The 15,592-nt window shown below is 58.0% G+C and carries 14 protein-coding genes and 1 pseudogene; 8 read left to right on the top strand and 7 right to left on the bottom strand.

Features of this window, described 5'->3' with window-relative positions; all coding sequences use genetic code 11:
• Positions 1 to 152 precede the first annotated feature (152 nt).
• The 5 genes and pseudogenes from ACZCED_RS13115 to ACZCED_RS13095 all read right to left on the bottom strand — a co-directional run bounded on the left by ACZCED_RS13115 (position 153) and on the right by ACZCED_RS13095 (position 5,246).
• Complete coding sequence (locus ACZCED_RS13115; RefSeq protein ID WP_464860962.1) at positions 153 to 2,471, bottom strand: TolC family protein; 2,319 nt, start codon at positions 2,469 to 2,471, stop codon at positions 153 to 155.
• An 86-nt stretch (positions 2,472 to 2,557) separates the two neighbouring features.
• The gene (locus ACZCED_RS13110) at positions 2,558 to 3,892 is read right to left on the bottom strand and encodes a glycosyltransferase family 2 protein (protein ID WP_464860961.1); all 1,335 of its coding nucleotides are present in this window, start codon (positions 3,890 to 3,892) and stop codon (positions 2,558 to 2,560) included.
• Between the two features lie 3 nt (positions 3,893 to 3,895).
• Complete coding sequence (locus ACZCED_RS13105; RefSeq protein ID WP_462969495.1) at positions 3,896 to 4,363, bottom strand: diguanylate cyclase domain-containing protein; 468 nt, start codon at positions 4,361 to 4,363, stop codon at positions 3,896 to 3,898.
• 39 nt (positions 4,364 to 4,402) lie between these two features.
• Positions 4,403 to 4,858: pseudogene (locus ACZCED_RS13100) on the bottom strand (TackOD1 domain-containing metal-binding protein).
• Complete coding sequence (locus ACZCED_RS13095) at positions 4,815 to 5,246, bottom strand: hypothetical protein (RefSeq protein WP_464860960.1); 432 nt, start codon at positions 5,244 to 5,246, stop codon at positions 4,815 to 4,817. The pseudogene ACZCED_RS13100 and the gene ACZCED_RS13095 overlap by 44 nt, the downstream one beginning before the upstream one ends.
• 408 nt (positions 5,247 to 5,654) lie before the next feature.
• On the opposite strand from ACZCED_RS13095, the gene ACZCED_RS13090 reads away from it, so the two are divergent.
• From ACZCED_RS13090 to ACZCED_RS13080, 3 genes are all read left to right on the top strand, one after another.
• Positions 5,655 to 6,269 (top strand): alpha/beta hydrolase, encoded by a 615-nt coding sequence (locus ACZCED_RS13090; RefSeq protein ID WP_462969492.1) that lies wholly within the window; start codon positions 5,655 to 5,657, stop codon positions 6,267 to 6,269.
• 294 nt (positions 6,270 to 6,563) lie between these two features.
• Complete coding sequence (locus ACZCED_RS13085; RefSeq protein ID WP_462969491.1) at positions 6,564 to 7,217, top strand: cytidylate kinase-like family protein; 654 nt, start codon at positions 6,564 to 6,566, stop codon at positions 7,215 to 7,217.
• A gap of 105 nt (positions 7,218 to 7,322) precedes the next feature.
• Positions 7,323 to 7,850, top strand: a complete 528-nt coding sequence (locus tag ACZCED_RS13080) for a putative metalloprotease CJM1_0395 family protein (RefSeq protein ID WP_464860959.1) — start codon at positions 7,323 to 7,325, stop codon at positions 7,848 to 7,850.
• A 32-nt stretch (positions 7,851 to 7,882) separates the two neighbouring features.
• Here the strand turns inward: ACZCED_RS13080 and ACZCED_RS13075 are convergent, their stop codons facing one another.
• On the bottom strand, positions 7,883 to 8,800 hold the full coding sequence (locus ACZCED_RS13075) for a DMT family transporter (RefSeq protein ID WP_462969489.1): 918 nt from the start codon (positions 8,798 to 8,800) through the stop codon (positions 7,883 to 7,885).
• Between the two features lie 325 nt (positions 8,801 to 9,125).
• Here ACZCED_RS13075 and polA point away from each other — a divergent pair, with 325 nt between their 5' ends.
• The 3 genes from polA to ACZCED_RS13060 all read left to right on the top strand — a co-directional run bounded on the left by polA (position 9,126) and on the right by ACZCED_RS13060 (position 13,756).
• A complete protein-coding gene (polA, locus tag ACZCED_RS13070; RefSeq protein WP_462969488.1) occupies positions 9,126 to 11,831 on the top strand; it encodes a DNA polymerase I in 2,706 nt (901 codons plus the stop codon).
• A 36-nt stretch (positions 11,832 to 11,867) separates the two neighbouring features.
• The gene (sppA, locus tag ACZCED_RS13065) at positions 11,868 to 12,857 is read left to right on the top strand and encodes a signal peptide peptidase SppA (protein WP_464860958.1); all 990 of its coding nucleotides are present in this window, start codon (positions 11,868 to 11,870) and stop codon (positions 12,855 to 12,857) included.
• An 83-nt stretch (positions 12,858 to 12,940) separates the two neighbouring features.
• Complete coding sequence (locus tag ACZCED_RS13060) at positions 12,941 to 13,756, top strand: hypothetical protein (protein WP_464860957.1); 816 nt, start codon at positions 12,941 to 12,943, stop codon at positions 13,754 to 13,756.
• Positions 13,757 to 13,794: 38 nt separating this feature from the next.
• Here the strand turns inward: ACZCED_RS13060 and ACZCED_RS13055 are convergent, their stop codons facing one another.
• The gene (locus tag ACZCED_RS13055) at positions 13,795 to 13,989 is read right to left on the bottom strand and encodes a hypothetical protein (protein WP_462969485.1); all 195 of its coding nucleotides are present in this window, start codon (positions 13,987 to 13,989) and stop codon (positions 13,795 to 13,797) included.
• Positions 13,990 to 14,176: 187 nt separating this feature from the next.
• On the opposite strand from ACZCED_RS13055, the gene queF reads away from it, so the two are divergent.
• Both queF and ACZCED_RS13045 read left to right on the top strand, forming a co-directional pair.
• Complete coding sequence (gene queF / locus ACZCED_RS13050; RefSeq protein ID WP_462969484.1) at positions 14,177 to 14,581, top strand: preQ(1) synthase; 405 nt, start codon at positions 14,177 to 14,179, stop codon at positions 14,579 to 14,581.
• A complete protein-coding gene (locus ACZCED_RS13045; RefSeq protein WP_464860956.1) occupies positions 14,578 to 15,516 on the top strand; it encodes a hypothetical protein in 939 nt (312 codons plus the stop codon). The genes queF and ACZCED_RS13045 overlap by 4 nt, the downstream gene beginning before the upstream one ends.
• The last annotated feature ends 76 nt before the right edge of the window (positions 15,517 to 15,592 follow it).

The raw sequence follows: 15,592 nt of genomic DNA, 5'->3' as shown, positions 1-15,592 counted from the left end.
TTTCCACAGCAGGTAAAGCAGCGGGCTGGCAACGATCAGCAGGATCAGGTACCAGCGCCACTGCGACACGCTGCGTTTGGCGGCCGCATAGGGCGCCCGGACGCCCTTGACGCATGCCGGGTCTTGGCCTTTTTGATTGTCGAAGCTGACTTTCATGGTTTCATTTCCGCATAGTCTGAGTAGGATTGGATCAGGATGCCCTTGAAGTTGCCCCCGGCCATTTCTTCGGCGAGCACTGCCATTTGCTGGACAAAATAGGACCTGCCTTTGCCGGCATAGCTCTCGTCGTTGCTCAAGATGGGTTCCACACTCTGGGCCACGGAAACGGAAAGCTCCGGAAAGCGTGCCTGGATCGATCGGGTCACCCGGCTCACCCGCTGCGGCCGGGTGACATAAACCATCAGGGTCAATTCATCCAGTCCGATGTTGGTCAGCGCACATCCCAGGCAAATGTCAGTCCGGTCCTCGTCCAGGTAGCGGGGGTGGATACTCAGGCCCACGGGCCACGGGCTGACGCGCTTGACTCCCTGAAGGGTGCGGATCAGCTGCGACAGCAGGTAGGTTTCGCCATATCGCTTTTCATCGAGCTGGTTGGGCTCAAGGTCCAGGTGAAGGCCGTCGAAGGGAAGATCGGACAGCTGCTGAACGATGGTCATCAGGTCCTGTCGGTGAGCCGGTAGGATCCACAGCGGTTCTCCCAGCAGCAAATCGACGCGAATGCGTCGATCCCTGGCGGCATGAAGGAATCGCTCGAGGTCGATGCGGGCCTTTCCGTGGCGCAGTGCCTCGATTTGAGGGCCGTCAAAAGAGATCAAGAGCCGATCGATGCCGGCCTCGGCGAGCCGATGCCAGAAACGATCACCCCTGGGCTGGTCAAGCGGCAACAGTCGGCTGTTCCACACATAAGCGCCGTATCCGGGTAACGGGGTGTCGACGGTGGGCTTCGCCCTCGCGGCCACAGCTGGTGTCGACGGTTCCATTGCCGGCATTGTCTGCAGCCACAGCGGATTGAGATAGTTGCTGTTGATGATCGAATCGACGGCAGGCTCACCGTCCGCAACGGCGGAATCATCCGCACGGCATGCCGACGCCGTGTATTGCAGCAGGTTGGTATGGTGGAGGTATAACGACATCCGGGCATCCACCAGATCGATGGCCGCCAGATAATAGTGATAGCGTGCCTGCTCAAGCTGTTCCAGGGTGTCGCCGGGCAGCCGGTTCGACCGCAACAGCCGTTCCCGCAAGCGCTCCAAAGCGGCCTCCACCCGCTGATAGGCAAACTGCAGGTTGCTGTTTTCGGCGCGAATGCGCAAAAATGCCGCTTCCGCATCTGCCAGAAGCTGATCGCTGCTACGGTCCAGCTGCAGCTGGGCTTTTCTAAGGGTGGCCAACGCGGCACGGCGTTCGGCCTGATTGGCGCGTCGGATTTCTGCCGGGAGGGTGACCGTCAGATTCAATGAGAGACCGTATTCGTTGGCATCGGCCGTGTTTTCCCGGGATGCAAACCCGCCGACATCCACGTAGGCATCCAGGTTGCCGATGTGCGTCATTTCCAGAACCCCCAGCTGTTCATCCACCAGACTCCGGTAGCGTTGAATATCCGGATGGGTGTCCAATACGGCCGATTTCAGGGCTGCCAAGTCATCACAGGCCCGGGGAAGTGCCGGCGGCTCGGGTGAAAAGGGCGCCAGATCTGGTCCTGTCAGTTGTTGCAGGGCTCGCAGGGAGCGGTTCTGAACGATCTGCATGCGTGAGAGGTTGCGCCGGACCAGTGCAAAGGTGGTCAAGAATTCCTGTCGATCGGCTTCGAGCATCAGGCCGGTTGCGGTTCGACGGGTGATGATCCGTTCGACCTCCTGCTGCCTGGCAAGGAACATCCGGCTCAGATTGATCTTTTCCGCGCTGCCCCAATAGTCGATGTAGTGGCTTCGAAGGACTTTCAGGCTGTCCAAGCGGGCCATTGCCAGTTTATGCTGACTTTCCCAGGTGCGCGCTTCAGCCTTGGCCACATCGATCTTTTGCTGCTTGTACCTGCCGAACAGCGGATAGCGGATTCCTCCACCGACCGACAGCTCGCCGTAATCTCGCGTGGCATCGGTGCCCGCCAGTTCCCGGTATCCGCCAATGCCTGCCTTTCCGCGAAGCTCCAGCCCACTGCGTGCCTGGGCATGATCCAGCCGGCTGATTTTTTCGTCCAGCTCCGCAGCGGCGATGAGCACATCCGGGGCAGCCGTCATCCCGGCTTCCAGCATGGGCAATGACCGGACCGGCAAAGCGGTCGCCGGGATCGACGGGGGCGGTGCATCGAAATGAAGCGGCTGGGGCGGCAATGCGTCCAACACCTGTCCGTCGAACGGGATGACGGTTGAATCGGGCGCCATCTCCCGCGGCTGGGTGATTTCCAAGGCGGGTGCACCCAGTGGTGCCAAGACAAAGACCAGTGTCCACACAAGCATCACGACTGCAGCCATCCGGCCGACCGGCCACCGTGGCCATCGGCCGCCTGGGCGTGGGGGCGACCCCGGCGCAGCGAATCTCGTTTTTCCGGGACCCGGCATTAGAATTTGGTCCTTTTCAAAACCCACCAGGGTGCCATGGAGGAGTCCAGATGCGACCGCATAGTGACCTCCTTGATGGTTGCCACGGCATTCCACAGACGCAGGATGAAGGTGAAAACAGGCACGAGGGGCACAACGGGCAGCAGTTTCAGATCCTGTCGTTTGCGCTCTGAAACCAGGGTGACATGGACCATAAAAAAGATCGTCATGATCGCCAGGTACAGCAGATAGACCAGCGCCCAGAGGGCCAGAACCACGTCGATGGGGTAGGCCAGCAGGCTGTATAGCGTGTAAACGACGATGACCATGGGCATCACGATCTGAAAGAAGAGGCCGGTCCACAGCATGACCACCATGTTTCGCCAGCCTAAAATCCGTGGGGTGAAGCTCAAGGGGTGTTTCCTGACATACAGGTAGTAAAGATCCCCGTCCCATCGCAGCCGTTGATCCAGAAGTCCCAAAAAGGTGGCGGGAACTTCGGTGTGCCCGATGGCTTCGGGTTCGAAAACCATCCGCAGCCCGGTTTTGCGACCGAAATAGTGTTTGGTTCGAATGGTCAGGTCGAGATTTTCGGCCGTTCCGCTGTCCCATCCCCCGATCCGGCGGACAAAGGATTTGCGATAGACGCCGAACGCCCCCGAGATGTTGTTGATCACGTTGAATTCGCTCAGACCGATTTTTGAAAGGTGAATGGACAGCATGTATTCAATGGCCTGCATCCGGCTGGTCAGGCTTTGAAAGGCATTGCGTACCCTGAGGTTGCCGGCTGCGCCGACCACATTTGGATCGGCGAAATGCCTTACGACCTTGGCGATCATATCGTTGTCAAAAGAGGTGTCCCCATCGATGTTCAGAACGATCGTTCCCGTGGCCAGTTCCAGTCCGGCGTTGAGCGATGACACCCGTCCGCCGCGCTGCCACTTGGGGATGACGCGCAGGGTCCGCCGTGGCAGGCGATCGACCCGATCCTGCAGTTGACAGGCGGCGTTGTAGGTGTCGATGTTTTTCTGGGCGCCGTCGATCATGGCCAGGATTTCGATCTGGCCGGCATACAGCTGTTCAGCCAGAGAGAGGAGGCTCAGCCCGATATCGCGCCCCTCGCTGTATCCCATGACGATGCACGATACCTTCGGGTGGTAAGGCGGCATCCGTTTACCGTCCTGATGTCTGCGGAGGTCGTATTTGATCACCCCCATGAGAATAAAGAAGTAAACGGGCAATTCAAGAAAAAGCACATAAGGAATGAACTTGAGCACGAACGGCACGAGGCCATGCTTGAACGGGCTTGAAAGGAGGACGACGAGCTGTTCCCAGGCGGCGGTCAGGATGTCCATGGCTTATTCGAGCTCCCCGGACAGCCGTGCCAGCAGCAGGGGGGCCGATTCTCCCTCCTGGGAATCGCTGGGTGCACAGAAGCAGGCGGTGTTTATTTCCAGGGACACGCCTTCCTGCTGACGGGTGTCCTGTTGCGTCTCGACGATGCGGCTCAGGACGACGCCGCTGCCGGTGTCGTCTGTCTTGGGCAACAGGATCCAGAAGTTCTGTCGACTGGTCCGCGTGGTCAGGTCGGTCGTCCTGATCAGCTCGCGGATGCGTCCGACGAAACCGTCCATCAGTTCGCTGACCCGCCGCCGCCCGATGACCTCGGTCAGTTCGAGCACGTTCAACAGCCGGATGCCGATGAGGCTGAAGCTCACGTCTTCGTGGCGGCGATTAAGCTTCAGCAGCCAGTCCAGGATCGCTTCGAAGAAGGCCGGGTTCACGTTGTTCAGGCTGTCCAGCAGGGCATACACATCTTCAAGCATGCCGGTCTTGACGGCGGCGATGCCCTGCTCGGTGATTTCTTACCGGTACACGCTGTACGGCAACAGGTCCCCGGGCTTGCTTCTGGCAGCACAGTGCTGGCAATGGGCGGTCACTTCGGGCTCCTCGAACACGTGACCGCAGCTGTGGCAGCTCTAACTCTCAAGGGCTCGGTCGTAATCCGCGCCGATATGCCGCAGGCGCCTACTGCAGTTCGGGCAGCCGAGATACCCCTTTTCGATGAAGGCCTCCTCGGTCGATACATGGCCGCAAGCAAAACAATGCAAAAACGGTTTCTGAACGATATCTATGCTGTTGCAGCTCGGACACACATCCACGTAGTTCAGGTGGGCGTGCTCACATTTCGGGCATAGCCGGATGCGATCCATGAGCCGGCCATGTTTCAACAGGTTCCGTTCCACGAGGTTGTTCAGCCAGATGCCGCTGTTTTCGTCATCCCCCAGAATCGCATCGGCCAGTGGAAAGCGATAAAGCATTGGGTAAGACCAGCAGCCTGAATAGGGTGGCGTCCCTGTCCGTAAAGAGGCTGTTGTCCAGATCCTTGAGGCGGTCTTGGATCTCCTTTGCATGCCGGTAGGCCGCTTCAACCGAATCGGCGACACCATCTGCCAGGTCTGCAGCGGTTCCCGCCATTGGCGACAGCAGGAAAATCGGTTTGATCGACGTCTGCGGACGCCCGCGCAAGGTGATCAGCACGGATTCGGCCACCGGCCCGTCGGTTGTACCGATCGCGACTCCCATAATTTCGGTTTCCGCTGACAAGAAGTCGTCCATGTCGGTATAGCAGGTAACCGGGACATTGAAGCGGCTGGCCTCCTTCGAATACGTGGGGTCCAAAGCCAGATAGACGAATTCAACAGGCATGGGCGCAACTCCTCAACGGATCTTTCCACTGTCTATCGCTTTTCATGCAAGCCTCATTCTGACTTCAAGCCGCCATTCCAGTTTTAATTGAAAGATAACGACATGTTATTCCATCGATGAGCCGACAGTGATCTGCTTTCCTGTCATTCCTACTTGTCTATATCGTTCGCATCGGCCCATTTATTCAGTTATTTTTCTATTTCTTCGGGAATATATGTGCATTTCAGCTGCACTCAGCATGCTATCGAGGTTCGAGTGATCATACCCGCCGCGATAAACAATTGACGAAAAAGGCAGAAGGCGCCATGATCTTCCAGGCATTGGCTGCGATCCGGGCGGCCCTGCGTGTCGAAACGAAAAAATGGATCCAGTCCCGAACCCCCTGTTTCACTGAAAAGCGCGTGCCCCATGGAAGCAACCGTCAAATTACCTTCGCGATGCGGCGACTTGGAGGGTCTCTGCCACGCCGGTGTTTCAGATAAGGGGGTTGTCATCACCCACCCCCACCCGCAATACGGCGGGGATATGCGCAATCCGGTGGTGGAGGCCATCGCAGCAGCCTATCGCAAGCTGGGCTTTACCACCTTGAGATTCAATTTCCGGGGTGTCGGCAGAAGCGCCGGCCATTACGATCAGGGCCGTGGCGAGCGGAATGATGTCAGGGATGCCATCTCTTTTCTAATCGACAGGGGATTGGAAGCGATTCACCTGTCCGGTTACTCCTTCGGCGCCTGGGTGAACACCATGGCCCTTCAGAGCGGTCCGTTGGTGCAGGGGATGACCATGGTCGCCCCACCGGTGGCATTTATCGATTTCGAAGAGGGGATTCGCCTGCCGATGCTTTCAGCGGTAGTTGCGGGCAGCCGCGATGAATATGCCCCGCCCGGCCTGATCCGACCGTTGATGGGCCAATGGAACCCCGATGCCTGCATCGATATCATCGACGGTGCCGACCACTTTTTCTTCGGCTTCCTTGGCGAGATAACCCGCAGGCTGGTCCAACAGATTCATTGCATCCAATAAACGGCCCGGCGAAGCTGGCCGTCGGCGACTGCATGCTTGACATGAAACCTGTTGTTGAATAGACTTTTTGTATTGACTGAGGTGTTGCGCGATGAATCTACAGCGATCGAAATTCACCTTTTGCCATACGCTTCCCTGTTTTCCACGCGCCGTCTGCTTGCCGAACGATTGACCCCTTCAACTGCTTTCCTGGAATCCGTGACGATTTTATTGATCCTCTCGTTGCAGCCAGTGAATTGTTGTCATCGCGAACCTTTGTGCTTGGCGTTAACCCACAACCCATAAGGAGGCGCCATGAAAGCCATGCATCAACTCATCGAAGAGCAGGTCCGTCGCTGGGAGATCCTCAGAAAGGAAAAGCGGGAGGACAAAACCCTGCCGGTGATCACCCTTTCCAGGGAACCCGGCAGTGGGGGCAAATTGGTGGCCAAAGCAGTGGCCGAACGGCTGGGACTGGATCTTTTTCACCAGGAAATCATTAATGCCATGGCCGAAAATGCCGATACCAGTACCCGGGTCATTCGGACCCTGGACGAAAAGGGTTTGTCCATGATCGAAGACTGGGTGTCGGCCGCCATCAGCGAGCGGCATCTCTGGCCGGACGAGGTTTCCCGTGTGCTGATGCAGGTTATTGGCGCCATCGGTCGGCACGGAAAAGCGATTATTGTGGGTCGGGGTGCCAATTTTGTTCTGCCCCCGGAGAACCGGTTCCGGGTCCGGATTATCGCCCCCCTGGAACTGCGGGTGAACTGTGTGGCAGAAACCTACGCGGTGTCAAAAAAGGATGCCAAACGCCACGTGCTGCGTGCCGAGTCCGATCGCCGGGCCTTTGTAAGGAAATATTTTCATAGCGACATCGGCGATCCGGCCAATTATGATATGATTCTGAATACCGGTACCCTCTCGGTTGAATCGGCTGCGGCAGCCATATGCAGTGCGCTCGGTTGATCGGCGCAGGCAAAGGGAAAAAAGTGGATCATGATCGGAAGTCTTCAGAATCATTCATTTGCTGACCACACCACCGGATACGGGCGAGTTCACGATTCTCGACAAATGAATGGCCGGGATGCGTCCGCTGCGGCGGTGCGCAAGGAAAATCGTGAACCACAGGCAGGTAGCCTACAGCAGTTGTCGGAAGAAAAGAAACAGCAGGTTCAGCAGCTGAAACAGCGGGATCAGGAAGTCCGCGCCCATGAGCGCGCCCATATGGCTTCCGGTGCGGGGCTGGTTCAAGGGGGCGCCAGTTTTACCTTCCAGCGGGGACCGGACGGCAGGATGTATGCCGTTGGCGGCGAGGTGAAAGTGGATACCTCCGCCGAGAGCGACCCGGGCCAGACCATCCGCAAGATGCAGCAAGTGAAGCGGGCGGCCCTGGCTCCGGCCGAACCGTCTGGCGCCGACCAGGCGGTAGCGGCCCAGGCCAGCCAGGTCGAAGCGCAGGCACGACAGGAAAAAGGCAAGCTTGAACTGGCGGATAACGAAGCCGAAATGGCTGATGGCCGGCAAGGTCTTCAGGCATCCGGAGCCAGACGCCCTTACCGTGCCGACCCAGTGGGTCGATCGCTGAACATCACCGCATAGATTGAACGGGTCGGTCTATCTGAGGATGGACACTACCCCAGAACCGTTTTCGGTCCTTTTCTTATCACCAACCCATAAAGCTGGGACACCATCATTCCCATAAACATCAGGGCACATCCCATCATTCCCCTGCCCGACATCGTTTCTCCCAGGATCAGCCAACCGCCTACGGCGGCAAACACCGCCTCCAAACTAAGCAGGATGGCGGCATGGGCCGGATGGGCATGGCGTTGGGCCACCACCTGAAGGGTATACGCCACCCCCACGGACAGGGCGCCACCGTAGATGATGGGCAGGGCCGCGGCGGTAATGGCGGCAACGCTGGCGGTTTCGACGGCCACGGCCGTGATCAGGCTGGCAGCGGCGCAAACCATAAACTGGACAAAAGCCAGCCGCAGCGAATCGGTTTTGGGGGAGAGCCAGCCGATCAGATGAATGTGTCCGGCCCAGAGAACCGCCCCGATCAGTTCCAGCAGATCGCCAAAGGAGACGGTCAGGTCTTCGTTGACGCTGAGCAGGTACATGCCGGCGGCCGCCATCAAGGCCCCACCCCAGGTACCCGCGTTGGTGCGCTGGCCCCACAGCAGGCCCATGATCGGTACGATCACCACATACAGGCCGGTGATGAATCCCGCTTTGCCGGCAGTGGTGTAGACAAGCCCGACCTGCTGCAGGGATGCACCGGCGAAGATGGTCAGCCCGGCCAGGCCGCCGTAGAAAAAGAGGCGTTTGCTCTGGATCTGACGGTTGCCGGTGTTTCTTTTTGGCTGGTTGTTGAGATCTTTGCCAATGAATGGAACCAGCACCATGGCCCCCAGCAAAAACCGGATGCCATTGAAGGTGAACGGTCCCACATGATCCATGCCCATACGTTGGGCCACGAAGGCAAAGCCCCAGATGGTAGCGCTGAGCAGGAAGAGCAGGTCGGATTTCAGGTGCTGGTTCTGCATTTACTGGTTCCCGAACCCGTTCTGCCCGCCGCAGTCCGGGCATTGCCAGGTGATGCCGTTGCAGGACATGCCCCACACATTCTCATTCATGCATTCCTGGCAGATCATGAAACCGCAGCGGCAACTCCAGCAGAAGGGAACCGATTTTGAGCAACAGTGGCACACTTGATGGCTTTCCCGCCGCCGTCGGGACCGGCCGGCCGGCCGGATGGCGTTATCATTCATGGTCAGACGCTCACTGGCTGAAGTCTTGTCGTTTTAGGTGGTTAATGCTACCATGCGCCCAACATGCCAAAACGACATTAACTAATGCAGGAGCTACTTCGTGTCAACGCCAATTGAGCCGAAACTGGAGCCGGAAGCCCCGATATTGTATCTGATCGATGGCAGCGCATACATTTACCGGGCTTACCATGCGGTGCGGGGGCTTTCCAACAGCAGTGGCCTGCACACCAATGCCACCTTCGGGTTTACCCGCATGCTGATCAAGCTGATGGCGGACCGCTCGCCCGCTTATGTGGCCATGTTTTTCGATGCCAAAGGCCCCACCTTTCGCCATGACCGCTATGCCGATTACAAGGCCAACCGGCCGCCCATGCCCGACGACCTGGTCGAGCAGCTGCCCTGGATTCGGAAGGTTACCGAGGCGTTCAACATTCCTGTATTCGAGATGCAGGGGTACGAGGCCGACGACCTGATCGGCACACTGGCTCAACGCGCCGAGGAAAACGGATTTCGCGTGGTCATGGTCACCGGGGACAAAGATTTTATGCAACTGGTCACCGAGCGCTGCACCATCTGGGATCCCATGAAAGACAAAGTCCTCGATCCCGCCGCCATTCGCGAGGCTTTCGACCTGGAGCCCCGGCAGATGATAGATGTGATGGGCCTTTCCGGTGACACGTCGGACAACATTCCCGGTGTTCCCGGCATCGGCCAGAAGACCGCCGTGGACCTGATCAAAACCTTCGGCAGCCTGGATGCGGTTTACAGCGGTATCGACACCATCACCAAGAAAAAGCAAAAGGAAAACCTGATCGAGTACAAAGCGCAGGCCCTGTTAAGCCGCGAACTGGTGACCATTGACCGACGTGCTCCGGTGGAATTCGATCCGGATCGGTTGAAAATCCGGAAGCCCGACGACGAAGCGCTGACCCGTCTCTTTGCTGAGCTGGAGTTCAGGCAGCTGCAGCAGGAGTATGCCTCGCAGGACCAGTCGGTCGAGAGGCGCTACCGGGCCATCATGAACGCGGACGACCTGGATGGCCTGGTGCGCCGTCTGGAGGGGGCCAAACGGTTTGCCTTGGATACGGAAACCACTGCGCTGGATCCCATGCAGGCTAAATTGGTGGGCCTTTCCTTCTGCCTGACCCCCGGTGAGGCCTTTTATGTCCCCGTGGGGCACAACTATCTGGGCGCGCCCGAACAGCTTTCTCTGGAGGCGGTGCTGCAACGGCTGCGGCCGGTGCTGGCCAACCCGGACGTCGAAAAAATAGGCCAGAATATCAAGTATGACTGGACGGTGCTGCGTCGCCACGGCGTCGACCTGGCCGGCGTCAATTTCGACACCATGGTGGCGTCCTACCTGATCGATCCCGGCAAGCGGGCCCACGGTCTGGACCAGATTGCCCTGGATTACCTGGGTCATAAGAATATCACCTACGCCGAGGTGGCGGGTAAGGGCAAGGCTGCCGTCAGCTTCGACCAGGTGATCCTGGAAAAGGCCATTCCTTATGCCTGCGAGGATGCCGACATTACCCTGGCCGCCCACGATGTGTTTGTTCCCCTGTTAAAGGAAAACGGGTTGACGGACCTGATGAAACAGGTGGAGATGCCCCTGTTGCCGGTGCTGTTGGAGATGGAGATGACCGGCGTCTGTGTGGACCGGGAACGGTTGCGGGATCTGTCAAAAACCTTTGCCGGACAGCTGGACATCCTCGAACAGCAGATTCACGACCTGGCCGGTGAGGCGTTCAATATCAATTCATCACAGCAACTGGGGCATATCCTGTTTGAAAAACTGGACCTGCCGGTCCAGAAAAAAACCAAGAAAAAGACCGGCTACTCTACCGACGTGGAGGTGCTCACGACGCTGGCCCGCAGCCATGATCTGCCGGCACTGGTGCTGCGCCACCGGACTCTGGCCAAACTCAAGACCACCTATGTCGATGCCCTGTTGGACCTGATTCACCCGCAAACCGGTCGCATCCACACCTCTTTCAACCAGACCGTGGCGGCCACCGGCCGGCTGAGCAGCAGCGACCCCAACCTGCAGAACATTCCCATCCGTACGGAAGAGGGCCGCGAAATTCGAAAGGCCTTCGTACCACGCAAGGGCTGGCAGTTGCTTTCGGCCGACTACTCCCAGATCGAGCTGCGTATCCTGGCCCACTGTTCCGAGGACCCGATTCTTATCCAGGCGTTCAAAGATGACGAGGACATTCATACCCGGACGGCCACCGAGGTCTTTCAGGTCTTCCCCCAGATGATCAACGACGACTTGCGGCGGCAGGCCAAGGCCATCAATTTCGGCATCATCTACGGCATGAGCGCCTTCGGGCTGGCCCGGGAGCTGGAGATCAGCAACAAGATGGCCCAGACGTACATCGACCACTATTTTGCACGCTACCAGGGCGTCAAGGCGTTTATCGATAAAACCATTCAGACGGCCCACGACTCCCGTCAAACCAGTACCCTGCTGGGCCGCATCCGGAAGCTTCCGGACATTGCCAGCACCAACCGCAACGTGCGCCAGTTTGCCGAGAGAACCGCCATCAACACCCCCATCCAGGGCACCGCCGCGGATCTGATCAAGCTGGCCATGATTGGCGTGGACCGGGCGCTGCGCAAAAAACGGATGAAAACGGCCATGCTGCTTTCCGTGCATGATGAAATGATTTTCGAGGTGCCGCCGGATGAGCTCGACGAAGCAAAGACGGTGGTTCGGCAGGAGATGGAAACGGTTTGGGAGCTGGCCGTTCCCTTGAAAGTCAACATGGCCTGCGGACAGAATTGGGCCGAGGCCCACTGACGAGGGCTGAAGATAGAATTCCCCGGAGGTTTTACTATGAAAAAATACGTAATGGTTCTCTTGACCGGTTTTTTGACGATCGTGTTGGCTGGTTGCGCCACCCCGCGCATCACCTTGTTCTCGGATGCATCCGATCCCTTGAAGGAAATGACGCTTGAAGGCACGGCGGATGACAAGATCCTTGTTATTCCCATTACCGGCGTCATCACCGATTCCACTAAAAGCCGGACCCTGCGTACGATGCCCAGCCTGGTTCAGGAGATCGTCTCCCATCTGCGGCTGGCTGAAAAGGATGACCGCGTCAAGGCCGTGCTGCTCAAGATCGATACCCCCGGCGGGACCACGACGGCCAGCGATATCCTCTATCATGAGATTGTTGCCTTCAAACAGCGTACCGGCAAGAAGATCGTGGTCTGCATGATGAACCTGGCCACTTCCGGTGGCTACTACATCTCCCTGCCGGCCGATGTGATCATGGCTCATCCCACCAGCGTTACCGGGTCGATCGGTGTAATCCTGATGCGGCCTCAGGTATCGGGGCTCATGGAAAAGATCGGTGTGAATGTGCAGGTGAACAAATCCGGTGAGAATAAGGATATGGGATCGCCGTTTCGTCCGATCACAGCGGCAGAGGAAAACATGCTGCAGGATCTGGCCGACACATTGGGGCTGCGGTTCGTCGATCTGGTGAAACAGCACCGGGGACTGGATGAGGCACGCCTGGCCACCGTTGCCGACGCCCGGGTTTTTTTGGCCGATGCCGCCGTCGCCGTGGGTCTGGTGGACAAGATCGGCTACCTGCAGGACGCCATCGCCGAGGCCAGAGCAATTGCCGATCTGGATGCCGATGCCCGGGTGGTGGTCTACCGGCGGACCGATTATCCCAACGACAACCTTTACAACACCCTCACCAGTGGCACCCAGGCCAACCCCAGGCCGATGGTGGACATGGGGCCAATCGGCGACCTGCTTTCTCTTGATGCCGGTTTTTACTACCTTTGGCCGCAGGCGCTGGGTTCGCCCTGATTTTTTATTATAACGCTTCCTAAAGATGCATTTCCAGCAGCCGATATCCCGCTTAATGGAATTCATAAAAGGAGGCGTTCAGAATGAACCCTGTAGCCAATCAAGAATCATTGGCCCCGTTTTCCCACGGGGCTTTCGCCGGCGGCAGAAGCTACCAGGCGGAGCAGGCCCGCACCGGGTCAGTGTCATTGAGCCAAAGCACGGACCTTACCATCATCACCGACGAAGGGGACACGGTCACCCTCAGCATGGCATCGGCCATGGAGGCCCATGCCGGTACCTATCGCAGCGATTCTTATGCGGACGGCCGGACCGCATCTTCTAAAACGGCTTTTTTCGAATTCTCAAGCAGCCAGAAAATGGCCATCGAGGTGCACGGGGACCTGAATGAAGCGGAACTGGAAGACATTCGAGAGGCCGTGAAAGCCATTGGTTCCATGATCGATGATTTTCTTGCCGGCGATTTAAAAGAAATGGCCAAGGGCGGGGAACTGTTGAAGGAACTGGATACCCTCTCTAACCTGGAGGCTGCATTTTCCTACCAGCGTCAGGTCCGGTACGGCCAGCAGGAAAAGGTCCAGATCAGCGAAATGGCGCCAGACAGGCGCGAGCACGTCCACCCTCACCGCGGCGGCCATGGCCGCCTCCAGCGGCTGATCGATCGCATCGACCGGTTGACCGAAGAAATGACCGAAAAAGTCATGGGATTCCGTGGGCAGCGCAATCGTCTGGTCGCATCGATCAAGGACCTTCTGGGCCGATACCGGAACGGTGAGGAAGACGCCGCACCCACAGATAAATTGGAGCGGGACGTGATCCAGACCGTGGAGACGGAATTTACGAATAAGATTCAGATGGTTAGTGAATCGGCCAGCTTCAATCTCACCTACACTGCCTGATCGTCACCCGATCGACCACTGCCTGGGGAGGCTGCCGATCAGGACGCCTCCCCGGCATTTTCATCCGCGGTTTCCGGATCTGCCGCCAGTCTCACGGTTTCATCCACCGCCCGGTAAATGGTCTTGAATGCCTCGGGAAATCCCGTGGGCGAAATCCGTCCGGTTTCAATGAACTTGACCACGATCTCCTTGGTGGCCCGAAGGATCTGTTCATCCTGGCTCGTTTTTCTCATCAGTGCCCGCCTTTAAGGATCATATTGTTAAATATATTGAACTGTTAACAGGAAGTCAGGCGGAAGTCAACCACGGCCTGCATCCAGATCCGGCCCCTGCCCGATAAACAAGGGGCAACAGAACGTTTGACACGGTTTTCACCATCCTCTAATAAGAAGTCCCAACAGAAACCGATTGGAGACGCCCATGAAATCATATGATCACACCGTCCGCTACCGCGTGGACAAGCCGGACATCGTTGCCGCCGATGTGCTCGATCCCATCGACTACCATTACAAAGGCACACGGGATATCGTCATCAGCATTTCCCAGCCTGAATTCACCTCGGTCTGCCCCATGACCGGGCTGCCGGATTTCGGCACCATCACTATCCGGTATACACCGGACAATTTCATTGTCGAACTGAAATCCCTGAAATACTATCTGCTCCAGTTTCGTAACGTCGGCATGTTTTACGAGCACGTGTCCAACCGGATCCTCGACGATATGGTGCAGGTGCTCCAACCCAAGATGATGGAAGTCACCGGGCAATTCACATCACGGGGCGGTCTGACCGCCACCGTTTGCGCCCGATACGAGGCGGCGTTATGACCGGTTTCGCTTGCCCGAAAAAAAACAGACGGGTGCTGCCTTTGCTGGTGGCGTTGTTGCTTGCCGGCTGCGGAATGTCCTCGTCTTACCGACCCGCGGAACAAAAAACCATTCGCGACTTCTCCGGCAGCGGCAACTACCGGAAAGTGGTAGGTGTTCTGGTACTTTCCAATTCCACCATGTTCAACAGCTCTCAGGTGGCGTCACCGTTTATGGACGCCTTCCTGTCCAGCCTGGAATCGAATGCGTCCGATGCCCTGCTGATGGTGCCGGGTAAAACCGAGGTTCCTCCTTTTTTGTGGAACCCGCCGCGGATCGCCAACCGGGACATCGATGTGTTCACCCTGTCGGGACTCGCCCGCCAGGCGGGCATCAACGCCGTGGTGAGCCCTTTACTGATGGACATTCGACTGCGCACCCGGGATACGGGGTTCTGGTTTTTCAAGGAGGTGGCCTACAGCCTCCAGGTCCAGACCGCTGCAGCGGTTTATGATGCGGCGACAGGGGCTCGGTTGGCTCTGGGAATCATGACCGATGAAGTCGATATTGACGAGGACCAAGCCGCCATTTTCCGCAACGGCCAGGAGGTGGAGGTGGACGATTTGGCTGAATTGGCCGAGGAGATGGGCGAAGCACTGGGAGAGCGCATGGGCGATGCCATCAAAGACAGCCAGTGGGTGTCGGCCGTGGTTTCCGTCGAAGGCCGGTCATGCGTCATTGCGGCCGGCAGCGAGGTGGGGATTGAAGTGGGCGATGGCTTCAGCGTGCTGGATGGCAGCGCCGTTCTGACCGGCCTGGATGGGCAGCGTTATACCGTGCCCGGACCGAAAATCGGCGAAATCACCGTCAGCCGGGTATCGTCCCGGCAATCTTTCGGCGAACCCGAATCCGGCGAATTACCGCCGGCGGGCAGCATCGTGATCCCAGGGCGATAGTCAGCATCCATCCAGCAATGGCATATTTCGGCTTTGGACGGCGTTCTCGCGCAAGTGGCCCGAATCCAAACCCACC

The organism is Desulfosarcina sp., assembly GCF_055467485.1.
Note: the sequence above shows the minus strand (reverse complement) of the source record. Positions and strands in the feature narration are given on the sequence as shown.